13 protein-coding genes are annotated in these 15246 nt (G+C 44.0%); all 13 read left to right on the forward strand.

Translation table 11 applies throughout. The features are described from left to right. The first annotated feature begins 111 nt into the window (after window positions 1–111). The gene (gene pdhA, locus OSCIL6407_RS0112890; RefSeq protein WP_007355519.1) at window positions 112–1146 is read left to right on the forward strand and encodes a pyruvate dehydrogenase (acetyl-transferring) E1 component subunit alpha; all 1035 of its coding nucleotides are present in this window, start codon (window positions 112–114) and stop codon (window positions 1144–1146) included. A gap of 311 nt (window positions 1147–1457) precedes the next feature. Beyond that, on the forward strand, window positions 1458–2270 hold the full coding sequence (locus OSCIL6407_RS0112895) for an Rpn family recombination-promoting nuclease/putative transposase (protein ID WP_007355520.1): 813 nt from the start codon (window positions 1458–1460) through the stop codon (window positions 2268–2270). A gap of 228 nt (window positions 2271–2498) precedes the next feature. Beyond that, window positions 2499–2858, forward strand: coding sequence for a hypothetical protein (locus tag OSCIL6407_RS0112900; protein ID WP_007355521.1), 360 nt, complete (start codon window positions 2499–2501; stop codon window positions 2856–2858). A gap of 345 nt (window positions 2859–3203) precedes the next feature. Continuing rightward, window positions 3204–4493: a tetratricopeptide repeat protein gene (locus OSCIL6407_RS31815; protein ID WP_051045171.1), complete on the forward strand. Its 1290-nt coding sequence runs from the start codon at window positions 3204–3206 to the stop codon at window positions 4491–4493. Continuing rightward, window positions 4453–6639 (forward strand): CHAT domain-containing protein, encoded by a 2187-nt coding sequence (locus tag OSCIL6407_RS31820; protein WP_019487301.1) that lies wholly within the window; start codon window positions 4453–4455, stop codon window positions 6637–6639. Before OSCIL6407_RS31815 ends, OSCIL6407_RS31820 begins: the two co-directional genes overlap by 41 nt. 2 nt (window positions 6640–6641) lie before the next feature. Beyond that, window positions 6642–7280, forward strand: a complete 639-nt coding sequence (locus tag OSCIL6407_RS0112910; RefSeq protein ID WP_007354754.1) for a Uma2 family endonuclease — start codon at window positions 6642–6644, stop codon at window positions 7278–7280. A gap of 136 nt (window positions 7281–7416) precedes the next feature. Further along, window positions 7417–7803, forward strand: coding sequence for a hypothetical protein (locus OSCIL6407_RS0112915; protein WP_007354755.1), 387 nt, complete (start codon window positions 7417–7419; stop codon window positions 7801–7803). 5 nt (window positions 7804–7808) lie between these two features. Further along, complete coding sequence (locus tag OSCIL6407_RS0112920) at window positions 7809–9434, forward strand: hypothetical protein (RefSeq protein WP_007354756.1); 1626 nt, start codon at window positions 7809–7811, stop codon at window positions 9432–9434. Beyond that, complete coding sequence (locus OSCIL6407_RS36485) at window positions 9434–9577, forward strand: hypothetical protein (protein ID WP_007354757.1); 144 nt, start codon at window positions 9434–9436, stop codon at window positions 9575–9577. Before OSCIL6407_RS0112920 ends, OSCIL6407_RS36485 begins: the two co-directional genes overlap by 1 nt. Before the next feature lie 690 nt (window positions 9578–10267). Continuing rightward, window positions 10268–12616 carry a ribonuclease R family protein gene (locus tag OSCIL6407_RS0112930; RefSeq protein WP_007354758.1) on the forward strand — a complete coding sequence of 783 codons (2349 nt, stop codon included), beginning with the start codon at window positions 10268–10270 and terminating at the stop codon, window positions 12614–12616. Between the two features lie 241 nt (window positions 12617–12857). After that, the gene (locus OSCIL6407_RS0112935; protein WP_007354759.1) at window positions 12858–13472 is read left to right on the forward strand and encodes a flavin prenyltransferase UbiX; all 615 of its coding nucleotides are present in this window, start codon (window positions 12858–12860) and stop codon (window positions 13470–13472) included. A 257-nt stretch (window positions 13473–13729) separates the two neighbouring features. Further along, window positions 13730–14719: a LapA family protein gene (locus OSCIL6407_RS0112940; protein ID WP_019487302.1), complete on the forward strand. Its 990-nt coding sequence runs from the start codon at window positions 13730–13732 to the stop codon at window positions 14717–14719. A gap of 37 nt (window positions 14720–14756) precedes the next feature. Further along, the coding region (locus tag OSCIL6407_RS30640) for a shikimate kinase (protein ID WP_019487303.1) at window positions 14757–15246 on the forward strand (490 nt) is incomplete at its 3' end.

Here is a 15246-nt window from a genome sequence, read left to right on the forward strand (position 1 = left end):
TGTAACAATTTGCGAACCTTTGCTCCCACAATGTTACTAGGGTTCGCTCCCTTCTTTAGCCCCATCAGGGTTTAAAGTTAGAAATCGAGTTTGCTAAGAGGGTAGTACGCAATGGTTCAGGAAAGAATTTTACCAGTTTTTGACTCGGCACGGGTCAAAATTTCTAAGGAAGAGGGGCTAATGCTCTATGAGGATATGGTTTTGGGGCGCTTTTTTGAAGATAAGTGCGCTGAGATGTACTACCGGGGCAAGATGTTTGGCTTCGTCCACCTTTATAACGGTCAAGAAGCGGTGTCTACTGGCGTGATTCGGGCGATGCGCCGAGATGAGGATTATGTCAGCTCTACCTACAGGGATCACGTTCACGCTTTGAGTGCAGGTGTGCCAGCGCGGGAGGTTATGGCTGAGTTGTTTGGTAAGGCGACTGGCTGTTCAAAGGGACGCGGCGGTTCGATGCACATCTTTTCTGCGGAACATAACCTATTAGGTGGTTATGCGTTTGTGGCTGAGGGTATTCCTGTGGCTACGGGGGCGGCTTTTGCTTCCAAGTATCGGCGGGAGGCTTTGGGGAATGAAAATGCGGATCAAGTAACGGCTTGCTTTTTTGGAGATGGCGCGGCTAATAATGGTCAGTTTTTCGAGTGTTTGAATATGGCGGCTTTGTGGAAGTTGCCGATTATCTATGTGGTGGAAAATAATAAATGGGCGATCGGCATGGCTCACGATCGCGCTACTTCCGATCCAGTAATTTACAAAAAGGCTCATGCTTTTGGTATGGCTGGTTTTGAGGTTGATGGCATGGATGTTTTGGCGGTAAGAGAAGTTGCTCAAGAGGCTGTTGCTCGCGCTCGCGCTGGGGAAGGGCCGACTTTAATTGAGGCTTTAACTTATCGTTTCCGAGGTCATTCTTTGGCCGATCCTGATGAATTGCGGTCTAAGGAAGAGAAGGAATATTGGTTCCCTCGCGATCCGATTAAGAAGTTGGCTGCTGATTTGACTGAGCGCAATTTAGCAACTGTTGAAGAGTTGAAAGAAATTGAGCAAAAGATTCAAGCCTTAGTTGATGATGCAGTGGAGTTTGCGGAGAAAAGTCCCGAACCAGATCCGAGCGAACTTTATCGTTTTATCTATGCTGAAGATGAGTAATTTTTAGTATAGAAATCGCAAAGAAACCGGGTTTTTCGCCATCTCTTCGCCTCTAACGAAGTATCTCCCAAAAACCCGGTTTCTGGCTACCCACCAATTATATCATGTCCGGCAAATTGCTTGCCTGTCATTGCGAAAAGCCGAAGCCGCGAGCGAAGCGTGGCGGGAAGCGAAGCAATCCCAGGAGCTTGAGATTGCTTCGCTTCGCTCGCAATGACAAGTATTTAACCGGACATGATCTTAATGATAAAATAAATATTGGTGTTATTGGCTACTTGCTCGCCATGACTATGAAAAATTTAATCTAATCGATGAAAACCGATAGCCTATTTTACAACATCTTCCAACAATTTCCCTTTGTTTTCTTTGCTCTACTGGGCATACCTGCGGATGTTACAAACCAATATCAATTTACCTCGCAAGAAGTCAAACAATTAGCCTTTCGCCTCGATGGTTTGTTTCTGCCAATTATCGAAGATTCTCAACTACCTTTCTACATTGTGGAGGTGCAATTTCAACCAGATCCAAATCTCTATTACCGTCTATTTGCCGAACTATTCATCTATCTCAGACAATACCAACCACAGCATCCTTGGCAGTTGGTAGTAATTTACCCAAATCGCCAAACTGAAAGAGAAAGCGACCTTCACTTTCAGGAAATGTTAGCATTGCCTAATATCACCCGAATTTATCTCGATGAACTTAGTCCACCGGAAACAGCATCTCTGCCGATAAAGTTGCTTAAGCTGATTATTGAACCAGAGAATACTGCGGCAGATTTGGCTAGGGAATTGGCGAGACAAGCTGAGAGAGAAATACCCAATACTGCTATCAGAAAGAATCTGATAGAATTGTTAGAGACGATCGTTGTTTACAAGTTACCGCAAAAATCCAGAGAGGAAATTGCCGCCATGTTTGAACTTAGTGATTTGAAGAAAACCCGGTTTTATCAAGAGGTTTTTGCTGAAGGACAAGCTGAAGCACAAGCTGAAGCTAAACAGCGAGAAAAAACTTCAATCCTCAGAATGGTGAGTCGGGGATTAGCTAAAGAAGAAATTGCTACATTCTTAGACTTGCCTGTTGCTGAAGTGGAAGCGACTATCGCTGAAGCTGAACAAAATTAATTAAGGGATTGTAGGTTGGGTTTCGTGCCTCAATCCAACCTACGTATATCTAGCAATAGATTCAGCTTTGATGGAAGATTTGAGAGGGTGTGAGGGAAAGTGAGCGATTTTTCAGATGAGGAGATTTATCGAGAGATTGGAACTATCGTCAGCGAGTACGATATCCTTAAGTGTTTGATAATCTGTCAGCACAAGGAATGTTTAGGACAGAGTGGGTGAAGGATTTTTATGAGCGGACTTTTTGAAATTTTGGAGAAAATTAAAGCAAAACCAGGAATGTATATCGGACGAGCTTCTGCAACCGATCTTTTTATGTTTATAGTCGGTTATAGAACGGCGAGACGCGAGTTGGGAGTTGAACCAACAGAAAAAGAACTGGAATTTTATGGAGACTTTCAACCCTGGTTGCAAAAACGATATAAAGTATCAACATCAGGTTCATGGGCAAGAATAATTGAGTTTTATGCTAACAATGAAGAACGAGCTTTTTATCGTTTTTATGAGTTGCTAGATGAGTTTTTGCAGCGAGATAGCCATTCAGAAGTAGAGCAAGTTAAGGAAAAAGTCGGTAGTGTAAAAACTGGATAGTGAATTGTCAAGTTTTGGCCGCGTCTGTCGGTGGTGTCGCACACATCCGCCAAGGGTTGAAACCCCTGGCTAATAGCGAAAGTCGGTTGAAACCGACTGAAAATCCGAGATAAAAATGAAAAACTCTTTAGTCCTCGACCGAGGACTTTTGCTATGAGACAGGGGTTTCAACCCCTGGCGGACTATCGGGCTAACGAGGTTTCTGGACACTCACGCGCGATGAAGAAACCGGGTTTTTTCCCATCTCTTCGCTTCTAACAAAGTATCTCGCAAAAACCCGGTTTCTGGTCACTCAGCAATTATGATAAGATTAAGATCGGTGCTATTCCCTACCCCCTCACCATCATGGATGAAACTCGCGCCCAAGCTTACCTCAATCTGATTCAACAACTCCTCAGTTGCCCCAACGGTGAGGAACCGCAGATTTTACAGGCTAACTTAGAATTGGTAGATGCAGAATTTCTGCAAGTGTGCGAGGTGATAGCAGATAACTTAGCAGGGGAAGGCCAGGAAAATGCAGCGGATTTTTTAAGGAATCTGGCCAGTCAACTAGGGCAATTCTTGGGGAGGAATGAGGAAAATATGGATAATTCTGCACCGGAAAATCTGCGAGAGTATGAAAGGTTTATCCGAGAATTATTGCAAGCAGAAATAGAAAGCAATAGCGACGTTAAAGTAATTTACCCCATTCTCCGACAACGGCAACATCTCCTCAATGCCCGTTTTGCCCAGACTTTACAGCAAGTGGCAGAGAATTTCATTGCTGATAAAGATTCAGAAACAATTGCGTCAATTGTCGGCATCATTGAAAATTTGAGTATTGATATTAGTAACTTTCCTCTGGGGAATAGAGCGAATAATATTGACATAGCTATAGCAGGTTATCAAATAGTTTTAAGTCATCGCCAACCAGGAAGCGAAAATTGGGCAGGGACTCAAAATAATCTGGCAAATGCCTACAGAAACAAAATCACGGGCAACCGGGCCGAGAATATTGATACTGCGATCGCTTGTTACAAAAAGGCATTAGAAGTTCGCACCCGTGAGGATTTTCCCGAAGATTGGGCAATGACTCAAAATAATCTGGCAGTTGCCTACAGTGACAAAATCACGGGCAACCGGGCAGAGAATATAGATACTGCGATCGCTTGTTACAAAGAGGCATTAGCAGTTTACACCCGTGAGGATTTTCCCGAAGATTGGGCAATGACTCAAAATAATCTGGCAGTTGCCTACAGTGACAAAATCACGGGCAACCGGGCAGAGAATATTGATACTGCGATCGCTTGTTACAAAGAGGCATTAGCAGTTTACACCCGTGAGGATTTTCCCGAAGATTGGGCAACGACTCAAAATAATCTGGCAGTTGCCTACAGTGACAAAATCACGGGCAACCGGGCAGAGAATATAGATACTGCGATCGCTTGTTACAAAAAGGCATTAGAAGTTCGCACCCGTGAGGATTTTCCCGAATATTGGGCAACGACTCAAAATAATCTGGCAGTTGCCTACAGTGACAAAATCACGGGCAACCGGGCAGAGAATATAGATACTGCGATCGCTTGTTACAAAAAGGCATTAGAAGTTCGCACCCGTGACGGATTTTCCCGAATATTGGGCAACGACTCAAAATAATCTGGCAGTTGCCTACAGTGACAAAATCACGGGCAACCGGGCAGAGAATATAGATACTGCGATCGCTTGTTACCGACAAGCCTTAGAAATTCGGACTCCTTCTGCCTTTCCTCTTGACTGTCTCCAAACAGGACGCAACCTCGGCAACCTCGCTTTTGACCTCCAAGACTGGGAAAACGCCATTTACGGCTATGAAAACGCCATCACCGCCGTCGAACAAAGCCGCGACTGGTCAACATCCCAACGCAGCAAGCGCCAAATCCTCGAAGATGCCTTACCCATTTACGAGAAAATGGTACTTGCCAGCATCAACGCCGAACGCTACGAAACCGCCCTCCTCACCATCGAACGCAGCAAATCACGCACCCTCATCGAACTCCTCGACAACGCCAACCTCTACCCCAAAAACGCCACCGACGACCAAAAACAACGCCTCCGCCAACTTCGCAGCCAAATTGCCTCCCTCCAACAACAACTCGACAGCAACGAACCCCCAGAGGAAACCGACACCAACAGCAACACCAGCCAGGGAAGCCGCAGTATTTCCACCCCAGAACGCCCGCAAACAGCCACTTCCAGCCTCGAAACCGAACTAAAAACCCGGCAACAGCAACTCACGGAACTGCTGATAGAGATTAATGACCCCGACTTCACCCTCACCCAACGAGTCATTCCCCAACTCCCCGACTTTACCCAATTCCTCGACAGCCAAACCGCCCTCATCGAGTGGTATCTGCCCCCAAACCCTGAGTCTGGCTTTCATGTTTTTATCGTCACCGAGGCCGAAGAACCCCCTAAATCCCCCTTGTTAAGGCGGACTTTGAATGAAGAAGAACCCCCTAAATCCCCCTTACAAAAGGCGACTGTGAATCTTGTCCCCCCCCTTACCAAGGGGGGGCTAGGGGGGGTTCCCATCCAAATTCAACACCTCGCCTTTACCCCCGAACACCGCCAACAACTAGACAGCGACATCGCCACCTACCTCAGCGACTACAACAAATCTACCTGGGGCAATGCCCTCAGCCAACGCCTCATCACCCTAGCCGCATCTCTGCATCTCAACCAAATACTTGCCCAATTGCCCCCAACCATCGAAAAACTCATCCTCATCCCCCACCGCGATTTACACCTGTTACCGCTTCACGCCTTATCAGCAACCCGAAACTTACCAAACAGCGAAACCAAAACCGGCTATTTGCTAGACCTCTATACCAACGGCATCCAATACGCCCCCAGCAGCCAATTTCTCGAACGTTTGCATCAACGGCAACGCCCGCCAATCAATGATATTTTCCCCTTATTCGCCATCCAAAATCCTACGGAAGACCTGCGCTACACTGAAATTGAAGTTGAAGAGATTTCCCGCGCCTTCAACCCTCACGCCCACATTTTGAAGCGCCGCGATGCGACTAAAATCGCTTTTAACTCCGAAGCAACTCTCAAAAAATTAACTGATTCCTACTACGCCCATTTTTCTTGTCATGGCAGTTTCAACTCCCTTAATCCGCTGGATTCGGCATTAGTTTTAGCTGGAGATTTACCGCAGCAAATCTCTTTAGAAACCCCCCCAACCCCCCTTGGTAAGGGGGGGGCAAGAAATAAGGGGGGGCAAGAAGAAGAAGGGAAAGAAGGGGAAGGGGAAGAAAATCAAAACCGCTATCTGACTTTACGCGATGGTCGTCGCTTTCGGATTGAGACTCAATGTTTAACACTTAAGGAAATTTTCGCTAGTCTCAATTTACCTTTGTGTCGCCTTGTCAGCCTTTCGGCCTGCGAAACTGGATTAGTAAGTAGAGTTGACACCGATGAATATATCGGTTTAGCGAGTGGTTTTCTCTATGCCGGTGCTGGTAATGTGGTCAGTAGTTTATGGTCTGTCAGTGATTTTTCTACAGCTTTTCTGATGATTCGGTTTTATCAAAATTTGAGAGATGAGGAGTTGTCAGTTTGTCAAGCTTTACAGGCCGCACAGAATTGGCTAAGAAAGGTTGCGCGAACCGACTTTTTAACCTGGTTGAAAAATGAGGTAAAAATGGATGAAAATTTAGTTGCCGACCTCAATATTTACATCCGTCGTTCTTTTCCCAATCTCCAACCCTTTGCTAACCCCCAATATTGGGCTGCTTTTTGTGCTATTGGTTTATAAATATGACTATTTCCCTAACCCAAATTCCCACAGATACCTGGGTGACAGCCACCTGGTCTGACTATCTCGAAACTGCCGATAGTCTTGACTGTGCGACAGCAAAAACCTATTATTATAAAGGCAGATTCCGACTCGAAATGTCACCCGTCACCAACGAACACGCTAGCGACCATAGTATTATCATTTTTGCCGTTTGTCTCTATGCCAGTCTCAAAGGAATTATCCTGAATGGCAAAGATAACTGTACCTATCGCCATCCGCAAATTCAAGAATGTCAACCCGATTTCTCTTGCTATATTGGCGATAATGCCCAAGTTATTGCTTGGGGAACAGGTATTATTAATTTAGACAATTTTCCGCCTCCAGATTTAGTAATTGAAATCGCCAGAAGTTCTATCTCTGACGATAAGGGAGAAAAACGCCTTTTGTACGAAGATTTAAAAGTTAAAGAATACTGGATAGTTGATGTCAATACCGCCCAAATTTTAGCCTTTGCCATCGATTCCCTGGGAAGTCATCGGATTAGAGAATCCCAAGTTTTACCCGGTTTAAACTTGTCTGTGCTAGAATCGGCTTTAAGTCAAACTCGCACGAGTCCTCAAAGTCAAGTTTGTAGTTGGCTGTTAACTCAATTTCAATAGATTGTAATGGGGGCGGGATCAATTTCAATAGATTGTCGTGTGGGCGGGGCGGGTTTATAATATTTGTCGATGATTATCAAATATCTTGGCGAACCCGCCCCTACGGAATCAAATTCAATCGGAATAACTAAAAAATATGGAACCTTTTTTTAATGCTTCGCAAACTATTCTCGACTTTTTAACCTTGTTGGAAGTGGAACGCGCCAAAGGAAAAAGCGAGTTAATTGATGAGAAAGCTTGGCAAGATTTGAAACAACTCGATCTAATTTTGCAGACTATTGATAAACCCCATCAAATTGCTGAAGTAATTCTTGATTGGTGCGAAAAATATCCAGAAATTAATCGAATATTTAACCAAAAAGATTGGAAAAAAGTTCGCTGTGATATGGTTGAAGACGAAAACTCAGAGATCGATCCTGCACCCCCTTCAGGTGAAGCCGATATTATTCGGAATCGGGATAAAATACAAAAAATAATTCAGGAAAATCAAGACGACAATTTACAGAATACTTCCGAAGATTAATCGCGATGTTAAATGAACCTGAGCCTGTTTATTACGCCTTAAATGTTAGCTTGTTTGCCTTCACTCTGCAATCTGGCTCATATTTAGATTCCCAAGAACTAATTAAAGAATCTCCGCACAATTTTAAGCGCAAGTATGAAAAATCACTAAAAGATAATTTTAGTTCAAAGTTGGATTTTTCTAAGTCATTCCCTGAACTTCGCGAAGATTTTCCAAGGTCAGACAATTACGACTTACTAGATAGCCAAAAAAAAGGTAAGCGACAATACTTTTTGCTTTCAAGTCAAGAGAAAAACCAAAATTCAATTCAGCCGAAACCGTTATATCGGTTATTGGTGTATCCCAAAAAACTTAGCGATAACTATGCTTTATTAATTAATATTTATCGTCCGCAAGCTGAAGGTTTTGATAGCGTAAAATTAAGTGAGGTTGGCGAATTTAACCCAAATCAATGCTTAACTCTAAAAAATGACCCGCATTTTATTGGAGAAACTTTATTAATTACGGCTTTTTTGTCTCAATCCAAACCAAATAAAGCAGAAGCATTAAGAACTAACGCCGAAGATTTGCTAAAGCAATTACTTGGTTATTGTCCTGATTTTTATCAAGCCGAACATTTTTTAGAGAGTTATATTTTAGAGTTTAGCCAACCTAAAATATCGCAAAATCGCTATCTTGTGCTTTTCTATTTTGCCGAGTCCACTCCCAAACAAATTCAGGAAATATATTGGGACTTGCCAGAACTGTTTTTATACTATCATAAAATCACCAATGTTTTTCAACAAAGTAGAAAATATGCCGATGAACTGGATAAATTAATCCGAGAAGAAATTGAAAGCAAATCAAAATTACCAGAGCTTTTAGATTTGGAGGTGTTAAAAAATCAACTCAAAGAAATCTTAAAAACTGTTCCTACATATACTTTCAAGGTGCGTAATCTTGAAGATACTTTGAATACGATCGATATTCATATCAGAAATTACGAACTCATCCTCAAACGTCTGCAAGTTGAAACTAGCGATCGCCTGGATTTATTTAGTCGCTTTGCTGAACGAGAAAGCCAAACTTTTAGACTGCAAATTAAAGCTGATTTAAACTACTCTAAACCCGGTGCTCAATTACTAGATCAGGCTATTTCCAGTATACGCGGCTTAGTAGAAATCGATCAAGCAGAAAGCGATCGCGCATCAGAACTCAGAGAAAAAGATCGAGATCGCGTTTTACAACAAACCTTACAAGCTAATGAACAAAAAGAAAAAAAGCGCGATCGCCAATTACAAAATACCATTGCGATTGTCGGTGTAGGCATAGGTTTTGCAGGAGTTGCCGCTACTGCATCACCTTATCTCTTTGAAGAGAAACCAGACCAAAACTTTACCTTAATTCCCGTTCGCTTCCAGCCTGCTTTTAGCCTAAATCCGCCGCATCACTTAACACTATCCCTGCTATTCAGCTTAGGCGGGGGTTTAGTGGGAGTGGCGATCGCATCACTCTCTCTGCGATATATTCAGTCTCATCCAAAAAGTGTACTCGCCGGTACTGTTAGATTAATTTTAGGTAGTTCCCAAACTCCAGAAGTAGCGATTTCTCAGCAACCGGAAGAAGCGCGATCGCAACCTCCCACCCCTTAATGAATCAAGGTACATCAACTTTTAGCCTGAGCGCTAGCGCGATCGCACCTTTAAAACCCACAACGGTTCAGCCTTCTCACCGCGTAAAACTTAATACCTATAACCCTTGCCTAGAAAAAATTATAGGCGATCGCAGACCATGAACCGAGGGAAAGCGATCGCGTGCGATCGCCCATTTGTTCAAACTGCCCTTCAAAAAATTACTAGCCACCTTCCCATCCCCCATACTCACAGAAGCATTGTAAATTTAATAAACTAAGTTGCTACAGTGAACATACAATAAAATTAAAGGTTAATCATCCGCGCGACCTTCACCCCACTCAACTCCCACCCCACACCCCGCGTTTTAAGCTAATAGGCATCGAGCGTCATTTCTACAAAGCTCGGAAATGGCATAGCAATTAGGTAAAAGCAGTAAAGGTAGAGGCTTTGCGTACCTGCACTTACTCTGTTCACCAATTGCTCTAAGTCCGAGAGAACAGGGGAAATGGGGAGATGGGGGAGATGAGAAGATAGGGGAGACGATCGAGATATGGGAGTTTTGAGAGATTGCTACAGGCAAGCTTCGTTCCTCGCAACGCTTCGCTGTGCATCAGTTTCGAGTTTGAAGAGTAGAAATTCTCCCCCATCCTCCTCATCTCCCCTATCTCCCCATCTCCCCCCTCCCCATCTCTACCATCCTCCCCTACCTCCTGTGTATGAGCCTAAGCGTCAAGTTAACCGTTAACAGTTAACAGTTAACAGTTAACCGTTAACAGTACAAGGGAACTAAAGCTGGCAGGGGATTGCGCGGTCGAAATCGCCAAATTCAGACAAAAAGGATTAAGCGCTACATGGAATTTTCTATCGCTGCACTGCTGGCAAATTTCACAGATGACAAATTAGTTGCCCCGAAAGCTCTGGAGAAAAAACTCGACTGTAACGATTTGACGAGTCAAGCAAAACTTCAGATCGCTTTAGATGCCTTAGAGAAAATTGGCATTTTAGTCAAAGACAAAGGCAGATATCGTCGATTAGTGGAAGAAGACGTAGTAGAGGCAAAACTTCGCTGTTCCAGCAAAGGATTTTGTTTTGCCATTCAGGATACCGAAGGTTCAGAGGATGTTTACGTCCGAGAAAGCCACCTATCAACTGCTTGGAATGGCGATCGCGTCTTAGTAAAAATCATCAAAGAAGGTAGTCGTCGGCGCTCCCCAGAAGGAGAAGTACAGTTAATTTTAGAACGCGCCAACCCTTCGGTATTAGCGCGAGTCAAGCAAACCAGCAGTCCCACCGGACGCATCGGTTATAGAGCAGTTCCCTTAGACGATCGCTTGCTATTTGAACTCGAACTCCTCTCTAATGGCGTTAACCTCCAAGAAGCGATCGATCACCTAGTTCATGTGGAAGTCCTGCGCTACCCTCTAGGTAGCCATAGACCAGTGGGCAAAGTCGTTCAGGTACTAGGTTCTGACGCTGAAGCCGCCGACGATCTCGATATAGTTTGCTGCAAACACGACCTACCTCGCTCTTTCCCCGCCGTCGTGTTTAGAGCAGTTGAAACTTTGCCTACTAAGCTGAAAAAAACCGAACTCAAAAAGCGGTTAGATTTACGCGGCTTATTAACAGTTGGTTTTGACAGTTCTGAGTTCTCAATTTTGAGCTTTGACTCAGAAGCTGACACTCAAAATTCAGAGCAGCCAAATACTCCCTCTACTGTTCAAAACTGTATCGAACACGCTTTTACTCTCGAAGCTAGTAAGTCCGGCCAGTGGCGGGTAGGAGTTCACATCGCGGATGCAACTGAGTACGTGCGTCCCGACTCACCGATCGATCGCGAAGCTCGCAAGCGGGGTAACTCAGTACATTTAGCTAAAATGGTTGTGCCGATGTTACCAACAGGAATATCGAGCGATCGTTGCTCTCTGCTACCCGAACAAGAACGCCTAGCTGTGAGCATATTACTCACCCTCAACCAATCCGGGGAATTAGTAGAGTACGAAATTCAACCCAGCGTTATTCAAGTTGACTCTCGCCTCACTTACAGAGAAGCACAAACAATTCTCGACTCTGCACCCGATGAATCAATTCATCCTGAATGTTTCATCTTGCAACCTTTCCTCAACGAACTCGCAGCCGCCAGCAATGCAGCCAAATCTCAGCGTAGAAACCGAGGAGCTTTTGAATTAAACCTGCCAGATACTACTTGCCACTACGACGATGAGGGAGAACTAGGAGCTTTTACGGTGAATAATAGCACTCCCATTCAGTCAGCAGCAGCTCAATTAGTTGTACTGGCAAACCAAGCTATCGCTACCCATTTACAAGCTTTGGGAGTACCCGGAATTTATCGCGTCCAGCCGATTCCTGACCCCGCAGATGTGCTGGAATTGGTGAAGCTTTCGAGCAATTTGGGCTGCGATTTGTATATGGAAAACGAAGAGGAAGTGTACCCCTTAGACTTCCAGCGATTTACCGATCAGTTTGCGCGATCGAAGGCCGAGAGAGTGCTCTCATATTTATTGGAGGATACTTTGAAGCCTGCGGTTTACAGCACTGCACCCAAACCTCATTTTGGTTTAGCGCTGACTGAAGGTTACGTTCATTGCGCCTCGCCACTATCCCGCTATGCGGATTTGTTAAATTTGCGAGTGTTACAGGCCGTCTTTGAACAAGGACGCGATCGCCGCACTACTCGCGCTAAGGAAAGAGTGAATTTACACCACTCCTCTTGCGCTGGCCAAATTAATTGGAATGTTTTACCCCCCGAAGTTCATCACGAATTTGAAGCTCAATTTGCCTCAGTAGTCGTGCATTTAAGCGAACGCGAAAGAGTTGCCCAAGATGCAGAAAATGACTTGGAGGGACTCAATAAAACTGGATTGATGAAGGAACGCACTGGTCAAACTTTCCAAGGTTTGATTACTGGCGTACAATCTTACGGTTTCTTTGTGGAAATCGAGATTGTAGTAGATGAGGAAACTCTACGAGTAGAGGGACTGGTTCATGTTTCTTCGCTTAAGGACGATTGGTATGAGTATCGATCGCGCCAGCAGACTCTCGTAGGCCGCAAAAACCGCAATCAATACCGTCTAGGCGATCGCGTAGAAGTACAAGTCAAGAGTGTCGATTATTATCGCCAGCAAATTGACTTAGTAGCTGTTGGTGGTGGTAGTGAGGCTTTTTATGACAGTGATGATTAGTTAACTGTTATTTGTTAACGGTTAACTGTTAACGGTTAACTGTTAACGGTTAACTGTTATTTGTTAACTGTTAACGGTTAACTGTTATTTGTTAACGGTTGACTGTTAACTGTTATTTGTTAACGGTTAACGGTTAACTGTTATTTGTTAAGTAAATCCACCTGATTAAACCCCTAGCCCCTAGCTATAGTTGTCGAAAATGTAACCAAGTATGCGGCATTTAACAAATAAAAACTAACTAATGAACAATCATAAGCCTTTAATCGTAGGAATAACTGGTGCATCGGGATTAATTTATGCAGTAAGAACCATAAAATATCTATTACAAGCAGATTTTGCTGTAGAACTTGTCGCCTCTAAATCTACTTACATGGTTTGGCAAAGCGAACAAAATGTTAAAATGCCAGCAGAAATCAGTCTTCAGGAAGAATTTTGGCGAGAGCAAGCTGGAGAAGAAAAAAGTGGAAAACTCCGCTGTCATCCTTGGCAAGATATAGGAGCTAATATTGCAAGTGGTTCGTTTCGCACTTTAGGAATGATTGTGATACCGTGTAGTATGAGTACGGTGGGAAAATTAGCGGCTGGGTTGAGTTCAGATTTGCTAGAACGAGCGGCAGATGTACAGCTTAAGGAGGGGCGAAAATTGGTGCTAGTACCTCGCGAAACGCCTTTTAGTTTAATTCACCTCCGAAATTTGACAGCTTTGGCAGAAGTGGGAGTTAGAATTGTTCCAGCGGTTCCTGCTTGGTATCATAATCCTCAGACAATTGAAGATTTGGTGGATTTTGTGGTAGCTCGTGCATTAGATCAGTTGGATATTGACTGCGTTCCTCTCAAACGCTGGAAAGAAGATTAAAATGGTTAATAGTTAACTGTTAACTGTTACCAAAGAAGGGGCTACGATGCTCAGGACTAGGGACTAGAGAAAGAGAAAGAGAGGGGAAGATGGGGGAGATGGGGAGCAGGGTAGATAGGTAATTAGCGATCACAAATCACCAATTACCAATCACAAATCACCAATTACCAATCACCAATTACCAATTACCAATCACCAATTACCAATTACCAATTACCAACTAACCACTAACCACTAACCACTAACAATTAAAAAAAATGTCTATCGCCCGCGTTGTATTATTTTTAACAGTTATGGGAGTTCTGACACTTTTTGTCCTACAAAATGTGTCGTTTTCGTTATCGCTGGTATTTTTAGGGATGCGATCGCAAACTCTACCCCTATCACTCTGGATTCTGATTAGTCTAGCCGCAGGATTAACCACATCATTTTTGATTTCTGGTGTGTTGGCCTTCTCCAATTATTTAGCTGAAAAAGAATGGCGGACTCGGAATGCAGGCCGCAGAAGTCCAGATAGTTTCTCTGGCGGTACCAATCAAGTAACGCCTCCACCTTCTCCCAGAAAGCCTGATTTAGATCCTTCTGTTGCTAGTTGGCAAACTAAGGAAACTGAGGTAAGTTATTCCCAGCGGAGTGAGAATGAAACCCCAAGTAAGTACAATGTAAAGACATTTGTGCAGGAAATTTCTCAAGCTTTCTCTCCTAATTTCAATGCAGGGGTGGGTTCATTTAGCACCCCAAAAAGTGAGATTGGTGGGGAAAATGTAGGGGTTACAAGTCCAAATGAAGACATTGATGATGATTGGGTGGAAGTTGGCGATGGCCTTAGCAGTCAAAGTGGTGATGATGATTGGGGGGATGAGGAAGAGCAGGAACCCTTATCTAAGAATGATGATATACCGCAAAAACCGATTGATTACGAATCCCCGCAAGAACCGAAAACTCAATCATGGTCTGGTTCTGTTTATTCTTATGGTTATCGTGAACCTAGAAATACAGGGGTGGGTAAAACTGAATCCGTCTACGATGCGGATTTTCGGCTGATTACACCGCCTTATACGCCACCGCCTTATACACCACCGTCTTATACGCCACCGTCTTATACGCCACCTTATACACCCCCATCTCAGAGTGATGATTGGGAAGAGTCAACGAATAATGATGATGATGAGGATTGGGGTTTGGGAGAAGATGACGAGTTTGGTGACGATCGCTCTTTGGATTTGCGTAAGCGCGATCGCAGTTAATTTGATTAAAGATTAGGAAATATTGAAGGAATTGGCAATGGATTTATTAAGGGGAGTAAATCTCTATCTCGTCGGTATGATGGGTGCAGGGAAAACAACAGTAGGGCGGTGGTTGGCATCGGAGCTAGGCTATCATTTTTTTGATACTGATGATGTAATTTCAAAAGTAGCTAATCTATCTATTAGTGAAATTTTTGCTAGAGATGGAGAAGAAGCGTTTCGCCAGCTAGAAAGTCAAGTGCTTGGGGAACTTTCGGCTTATAAAAAGCTAATCGTAGCAACGGGCGGCGGGATTGTCTTGCGGCAAATGAACTGGAGCTATCTTCATCACGGAATTGTGGTATGGCTGGATGTACCTGTGGAAGAACTTTGCGATCGCTTGCGAGAGGATAATTCTCGGCCTCTCCTGCGCGAGGGGGAACCCAGAGCGATACTGCAAAATATCCTTAATCAGAGGCAGCGTTTCTACGCCCAAGCGGATGTCCGAGTTGCTGTAGGGAGCGAAACGCCTGAAGCTGTGGGAATGC

The organism is Kamptonema formosum PCC 6407 (genome assembly GCF_000332155.1).
Lineage (GTDB): Bacteria > Cyanobacteriota > Cyanobacteriia > Cyanobacteriales > Microcoleaceae > Kamptonema > Kamptonema formosum.

Coding starts and splice junctions, on each gene's coding strand:
- OSCIL6407_RS36485 (WP_007354757.1), top strand. CDS start 9,434: ATGAATCAAGGTACATCAACTTTTAGCCTGAGCGCTAGCGCGATCGCA.
- OSCIL6407_RS0112920 (WP_007354756.1), top strand. CDS start 7,809: ATGTTAAATGAACCTGAGCCTGTTTATTACGCCTTAAATGTTAGCTTG.
- OSCIL6407_RS0112900 (WP_007355521.1), top strand. CDS start 2,499: ATGAGCGGACTTTTTGAAATTTTGGAGAAAATTAAAGCAAAACCAGGA.
- OSCIL6407_RS0112935 (WP_007354759.1), top strand. CDS start 12,858: ATGAACAATCATAAGCCTTTAATCGTAGGAATAACTGGTGCATCGGGA.
- OSCIL6407_RS0112940 (WP_019487302.1), top strand. CDS start 13,730: ATGTCTATCGCCCGCGTTGTATTATTTTTAACAGTTATGGGAGTTCTG.
- OSCIL6407_RS0112915 (WP_007354755.1), top strand. CDS start 7,417: ATGGAACCTTTTTTTAATGCTTCGCAAACTATTCTCGACTTTTTAACC.
- OSCIL6407_RS0112895 (WP_007355520.1), top strand. CDS start 1,458: ATGAAAACCGATAGCCTATTTTACAACATCTTCCAACAATTTCCCTTT.
- OSCIL6407_RS0112930 (WP_007354758.1), top strand. CDS start 10,268: ATGGAATTTTCTATCGCTGCACTGCTGGCAAATTTCACAGATGACAAA.
- OSCIL6407_RS31815 (WP_051045171.1), top strand. CDS start 3,204: ATGGATGAAACTCGCGCCCAAGCTTACCTCAATCTGATTCAACAACTC.
- pdhA (WP_007355519.1), top strand. CDS start 112: ATGGTTCAGGAAAGAATTTTACCAGTTTTTGACTCGGCACGGGTCAAA.
- OSCIL6407_RS0112910 (WP_007354754.1), top strand. CDS start 6,642: ATGACTATTTCCCTAACCCAAATTCCCACAGATACCTGGGTGACAGCC.